This is a genomic window from Microcystis sp. M31BS1, from assembly GCF_020245285.1.
GTDB classification, from domain to species: domain Bacteria; phylum Cyanobacteriota; class Cyanobacteriia; order Cyanobacteriales; family Microcystaceae; genus Microcystis; species Microcystis panniformis.
Map to the genome: position 1 here is coordinate 1 of NZ_JADBVE010000401.1, position 6,592 is coordinate 6,592.

A 6,592-nucleotide genomic window follows, 5' to 3' on the forward strand; every position below is an offset into this window, starting at 1 on the left:
AAATCCTTATCTGGTAAGAGACTTAATTGATTAGTTCGCTCTAGAGCAAAAACAATTGACAAAAATCGCTAAATGCCTTTCTATATAAGGGTTACATCCCTTATAACCCCCGTCCATTGCATAACACAAACCGAAGAGCCATTTTTATTATTATAGCCTTTCTTATAAACATGAAGTATGATCGGCTCTCTTGGGTTCGGTGGGTAAAATATATTATAGGATACATTCCTGCTGGCGGTCGCAACGCGCTCGCTACGCGAGATCAACTGGAACGAACCACAAAGACACAAAGGACACAAAGATTGATCGCTTCCAGATAATCTAAACTTATCACACAAAAAATTAAGAGAGCTTATGAGCTAATTTGGTATTGACGACCGACTCCCCACTTCCCATTCTCCTATACCTTTCAAACAGGATTATTATTAGCTATAGATTTGCTGCTTGAGCAAATATGTTCACCGATCATCACTCCCGTTAGAGTGAGATAAGATTAGCTCTCATTCCTCACCCTAACTACTAGGAAAAACCGGCAATTAAATTAGGCACCTTGGCGCAATTTGTCCAAAACCGATCGATCTTCTAGAGTAGAAGTATCACCAGAAATCTCTTGACCTGATGCTAAAGTTCGCAAGAGACGACGCATAATTTTACCCGATCGCGTTTTTGGCAGTACATCGGTAAAACGGATTTCTCCCGGTCGAGCAATAATGCCAATTTCCTTGACAACGTGATCCTTTAATGCTTGCGCTAACTCCTGACTCGCTTCATAATGTCCCTCCAGAGTCACAAAAGCATAGACTTCTTCCCCTTTAATTTCATCCGGCCGTCCCACCACAGCCGCCTCTGCTACCGCAGGATGAGATACTAAAGCTGATTCGATCTCCATAGTCCCTAAACGGTGGCCAGAAACGCTAATTACGTCATCAACGCGCCCCATTACCCAGAAATAACCGTCCTCGTCCTGACGACTACCATCCCCAGCAAAATAGAGATATTGGCCATCTTTGGGGGCGATCTGTTCCCAGTAGGTATTGCGGAAGCGATCGGGATTTTTATAGACTGTTCGCATCATACCGGGCCAGGGATGTTTGACCACCAGATAACCCCCCTCATTCGCGTGGGTGGGATTGCCCTCTAAGTCCACCACTTCGGCGATAATACCGGGGAAAGGTAGGGTTGCTGACCCCGGTTTGGTGGCAATTGCCCCGGGTAAGGGAGTAATCATAATCCCCCCGGTTTCCGTTTGCCACCAAGTATCGACAATCGGACATTTTTCCTTACCGATAACCCGGTGATACCACATCCACGCTTCTGGGTTAATCGGTTCTCCCACGGTTCCCAGTAAGCGCAAAGAGGATAAATCCCGGCTATTGGGGATGTCTTCACCCATTTTGATAAAAGTGCGGATAGCAGTGGGGGCAGTATAAAAGATATTAACCCGATATTTCTCGATTACATCCCAAAAACAACCTAAATTAGAGGGACGGGGAACCCCTTCATACATTACCGTCGTTGCACCATTAGAAAGCGGTCCGTAAACGATATAACTATGGCCGGTAATCCAACCCACATCGGCAGTACACCAGTAAACATCGGTGTCTTTCAGGTCAAAAATCCATTTGCTGGTGACATGGGTGTAAAGATTATAACCGCCGGTGGTGTGGACGACTCCTTTCGGTTTGCCCGTGGAACCACTGGTATAGAGGATAAATAACATATCTTCACTATCCATCGGTTCGGCCGGACAATTAGCAGATACCTGTTTTTGTAGATCATGCCACCAGTAATCGCGATCGGCAACCATATTGATTGGTTCCTTGCTGCGCTGAACAACGAGAACTTTTTCCACACTGGGGGCGCTATTATCGGCTAGAGCCAGATCTACCTGTTCCTTGAGGGCAACGACTTTATCCTTGCGGAAACCACCATCGGCAGTGATTACCACCTTAGCAGTCGCATCATTAAGACGCTCGCGCAAAGCATCGGCACTAAATCCCCCAAAAACTACACTGTGGGGCGCACCAATTCTGGCACAGGCTAACATAGCGATGGCCGCTTCGGGAATCATCGGCAGATAAATTCCGACCACATCGCCTTTTTTAACGCCTAATTCCTTTAAAGCGTTGGCAAATTGACACACTTCTCGGTGTAACTGTTCGTAGGTAATGGTGCGGCTGTCCCCCGGTTCTCCTTCCCAGATGATGGCGGCTTTATTACGTCTCCAGGTGGTGAGATGTCTGTCAATACAGTTGTAACAAATATTAATCTTGCCGTTGACGAACCATTTAGCAAAGGGGGGCTGCCAGTCAAGAACCTCTGACCATTTTTCAAACCAATGTAATTCTTTTTCGGCTAATTGGGCCCAAAAAGCCTGGGGATCGGCCTTGGCTTTGGCGTAGAGTTGCTGGTATTCTTCAAAGCTTTTAATTGTGGCATTCTGAGAAAATTCGGCACTGGGAGGAAACAGCCGATTTTCCTGTAGGACTGATTCGATCGCTATTTCTGTCATACTGGCAAACGAAATAAATTATCTTGCGATCCAGATTACCTTTTTCGGTTCCCCCCGTAACCCCGGCAAGCAATTCTTTAAGGCTATTTTAGAATTGCCCGATCCCTGACTAGCGATCGCCATTTGGCCCCAAGTGTTACAGAGTTTAAAGTTATGTCACCGATCGAGCGATGAACAGATCGCTGTAAGGTAAACTAACCGATAAACCCGAAATTTAACATGGAGAACACTCGGTAAGGAGTCATAATTCAATGTCTCATAGCGTTAAAATTTACGATACCTGTATCGGTTGCACCCAATGCGTTCGGGCTTGTCCCCTCGACGTGCTGGAAATGGTCCCCTGGGATGGCTGTAAAGCTGCCCAGATTGCCTCTTCCCCCCGCACGGAAGACTGTATTGGTTGCAAACGTTGCGAAACCGCTTGTCCGACGGATTTCCTAAGCATTCGGGTTTATCTCGGAGCAGAAACCACCCGCAGTATGGGTCTAGCCTACTAGGCCTGGCAATCATTCTGTGTTTAACATTTAGCGAAAACTAATCTTGTTAAGAGGACTAACCAGTCCTCTTTTTTTGTTATACTCCCTTCGCTAGTTAGGGCTGGCTGAAAAAATCGGGGCGAAGCATTCGGATAGAAAATCTACGGTTTCAGCAATAAGTTATTGCCCGAATGCTTCGCCCCTACAGGACGCAATCGCCGATCAAGATGCTCCCGTTTTTGAGTCACTAGCTTGAAAATCTTGCAGCTGCTTCGCCAAACAGGCCACCAAACCCCTTACCTCGTCTATATTTCACATTTATTCAGGAAACCCTAGTTAGGTAATTCTCCAAAAAGTTGACGATATTTTTGCAGTTTTGCCTCCATTTCTACTAACTGCTGATTGGCCTGTTCTGCCCGTTGGCGTTCATTTTCAGCCCGTTGCTTTTCCTGCTCCAGTAGTTGATTAATTTCGCTGTAGGACAAAAATTGAGTGCCATCAGGACGATAAATTTTTAACTCGTCGGTTAAGTCAAAACGAATGCCTAAACGGGGACTCACCCAATTATTAACCTCACTAACACTGTCTAAACTGTCACCAATTCGCTGCCAAGCTTCTAGAGTATTATCATCGGGATCATAGACGTAGTATTCCTGGACTCCATAGCGATCATAAAATAGCAATTTTTTGGCCATTTCGATGGAGGTGTTACTGGGAGAAAGAATCTCAAAGACAACTTGAGGAGCAAGATTATCCTCTTGCCATTGTTTGTAGGAACCTCGATCGCCTTTCGGTCTGCCCAATACTACCATCGTATCAGGAGCGGCGGCAATTTTCGGCTGGCCTTCCACGGGATACCATAACAGATCCCCCGCTACAAATACCTGGGGATCATCGATATATAACCAGTCGATATTCTGCTTAATCGTTACTATCCAGTTAAATTGTTTAGTATTATCTGCCATCGGTTTACCGTCGCTCTCAGGATAGATAATCTCGTTTTTGTTAACTTGACTAACCATGGGGAATACCTGCCGAACTCATTGGGCTATTTTTATTATATAATAAGTTTGAACTAAGTAAGGAAAAGACCGATCTTGATTTTAGAACTAGAGCAAGTAAATTTAGCTATCCGACGGGGCAGTGCTTATCTGTTAGAAGATATTACTTTTGGCATCAAGCAAGGAGAAAAGTTAGCTATTGTCGGAGCATCTGGGGCAGGAAAAACGACTCTTTTACGATTGTTAAATCGTTTGCAGGAACCAAGCACGGGAAATATTTATTTTCAAGGTAAATCGATTAAGGAAATACCGGTTATTTCCCTGCGACAACAGATAGTTTTATTGCCACAAGAGTCGAAGTTATTAGGGATGACTGTTCGAGATGCTCTCGCTTATCCTCTGCAATTAAAAAAACTTAACCCTGCTGAAATTAATCAGAGAATTGACCGTTGGACATCTCTGTTAAAAATTCCTCAACAGTGGTTTGAACGCGGGGAGTTAGAATTATCTTTAGGACAAAGACAATTAGTAGCAATTACCAGAGCTTTGCTGTTAGAACCGAGCATACTGTTATTAGATGAACCTACGTCTGCTCTAGATACAGGAACGGCCAGCAGGTTATTAGAAGTATTAAATAATCAAAGTTCAATGACGATAATTATGGTCAATCATCAACTGGATTTGTTAGAGGAATTTGCCGAGAGAGTTATTTATCTAGAAGCGGGAAAAATTGGTTCAGATTGCCTCGCCCATCAATTAGATTGGTTAGGGTTAAAAACTCAGTTAATTGATTTAGAAAAATCTCGACAAAGTGACAATTGGTAAGATTAACTTAAAATTGCTGCGCCCTCCTGAAAAACTAATAATTCTCCTGAATTAATCGTTGTCCAAACTTCATTATCAGTTAAGGGTGTAGTGGCAATAATTGCCACTTGATCGCCGGGATGAGCTAAAGCTTGAAAATCAACGCTAACATCTTCATCAATTAAATGAGCGGCGGCAAAAGGATACTGACGGATTATATAGCTTAATTTTGTCGAACAATGGGCAAAAAAATGTTCACCATCGGATAAAAGATAATTAAAAATTCCTTGACAAGCGATAGAGTTTGTGATAGTTTTTAGGACTTGATAAAGTTGCTCTAGGGAAGGTTTGCCCTGGGGAAAAGTCTCTCGCAGGGTATTAAGAATTAAACAAAAAGCTCTTTCGGAATCCGTCTCCCCAACCGGTTGATAAAAATCTCCCGCAGCCGGTGAGAAATTTTCTAAATGACCATTATGGGCAAAAACCCAATATTTCCCCCACAATTCCCGCCGAAAAGGATGACAGTTTTCTAGTTTAATTTCTCCTTGGGTGGCTTTGCGAATATGGGCGATAACATTGGTAGAATGGATCGGATAGTTTTTAATTAATTCCGCAATCGGAGAAGCGATCGAGGGTTTAACATCAATAAAAGTTCGACAACCTAAACCCTCAAAAAAAGCAATTCCCCAACCGTCTCGATGTTCGTCGGTTTTTCCTCCCCGCGCACAAAATCCTTCAAAGGAAAAACAGATATCCGTGGGGACATTACAATTCATGCCTAAAAGTTGACACATAGTTGCTTGAGTTTGAATATCAGATGCCAGCAAAATTACTTACTGCCAGCAGCCGTGACAGGAGACAGGAGAATTTTTTCTAGCTGCCTCTTGCCTATCCTAGCTAAGAAATTAATCTGGCACTAAGTTAGGTAGGTGTTAAAAACTGTCAGACACCCCCCTTATCAAGGGGGCAGGGGGGATCAAACCCCCTCAAGGTAAGGTTGATTGTCGGTAGGTGTTAAAAACTGTCAGACACCCCCCTTATCAAGGGGGGATTAAGGGGGGATCAAACCCCCCTTATCAAGGGGGGATTAAGGGGGGATCCCCCCTTATCAAGGCTGACAGGGGGGATCAAACCCCCTCAAGGTAGGGTTGATTCATGAATCAACCCTACTATGAATCAACCCTAGGGGCAGGGGGGGGAGATTCGGCTAATCTAAGAAAAAGCGGTTTAAATGCGTCTTAGCTTACAAGCTAGAAGAACAGCAAGTTTTCCATTTTTGGGCGATAGAAAGGATTAATGCTTTTTCTGCTTGGGGTAAATTGGCAGCCTGTCGGTCGGTTATATCCCTTAATTCCCTGATAATCCGATTAAGAGCGAGTTTTCTAGTCTTTCGGGAGTCACTTCTGTGTGCTAAAGCTATTTCTGCGATAACTCGATTTAAACTGCTGATAGCTTGCCAAGTTTGCGGACGTAATGACGGTTCTGCGGCAATGGGGGCAACCTCCAGGGAAGCGATACTATCGAAAGTTGCTGCCTGACTAAATCGGTGTAAAGTCTGGGCGAGACTATACATTTCTTCCCCGTAGGCGAGGGAACGTACCACAGCAAAGGCTTTTTCGGCTTTTTCGGTGTCCTGTTGGTGAAGATACCAAAAACCAGCGGCGGCGGCGCGAGCAGGAGTATCTAGACGGATTTGGCTGTCAGACCAAGAAAACAGTTCCGCCGACGCATATTTTAACAATTGCCAATCGGAGGGATTTTCTGCCAGACGGGAGACGCGATAGATAATTTCTGCCTCT

At 44.4% G+C, this 6,592-nt stretch carries 5 protein-coding genes and 1 pseudogene; 2 read left to right on the plus strand and 4 right to left on the minus strand.

Annotation, left to right across the window (positions count from 1 at the left end):
• Nucleotides 1-541: 541 nt before the first annotated feature.
• Nucleotides 542-2,512 carry an acetate--CoA ligase gene (acs, locus tag IM509_RS22480; protein WP_072923766.1) on the minus strand — a complete coding sequence of 657 codons (1,971 nt, stop codon included), beginning with the start codon at nt 2,510-2,512 and terminating at the stop codon, nt 542-544.
• 251 nt (nt 2,513-2,763) lie between these two features.
• Here acs and psaC point away from each other — a divergent pair, with 251 nt between their 5' ends.
• Nucleotides 2,764-3,009: a photosystem I iron-sulfur center protein PsaC gene (gene psaC, locus IM509_RS22485; RefSeq protein WP_002734319.1), complete on the plus strand. Its 246-nt coding sequence runs from the start codon at nt 2,764-2,766 to the stop codon at nt 3,007-3,009.
• A 311-nt stretch (nt 3,010-3,320) separates the two neighbouring features.
• On the opposite strand, the gene IM509_RS22490 is transcribed toward psaC, so the two are convergent.
• Entirely contained in the window at nt 3,321-4,010 is a 690-nt protein-coding gene (locus IM509_RS22490; RefSeq protein WP_072923769.1) for a Uma2 family endonuclease, read from the minus strand.
• Between the two features lie 75 nt (nt 4,011-4,085).
• On the opposite strand from IM509_RS22490, the gene IM509_RS22495 reads away from it, so the two are divergent.
• The gene (locus IM509_RS22495; RefSeq protein WP_185237692.1) at nt 4,086-4,814 is read left to right on the plus strand and encodes an ABC transporter ATP-binding protein; all 729 of its coding nucleotides are present in this window, start codon (nt 4,086-4,088) and stop codon (nt 4,812-4,814) included.
• A 2-nt stretch (nt 4,815-4,816) separates the two neighbouring features.
• Here the strand turns inward: IM509_RS22495 and IM509_RS22500 are convergent, their stop codons facing one another.
• Complete coding sequence (locus IM509_RS22500; protein ID WP_185237693.1) at nt 4,817-5,587, minus strand: class II glutamine amidotransferase; 771 nt, start codon at nt 5,585-5,587, stop codon at nt 4,817-4,819.
• 449 nt (nt 5,588-6,036) lie between these two features.
• Nucleotides 6,037-6,592: pseudogene (locus IM509_RS22505) on the minus strand (hypothetical protein); the annotation flags it as partial.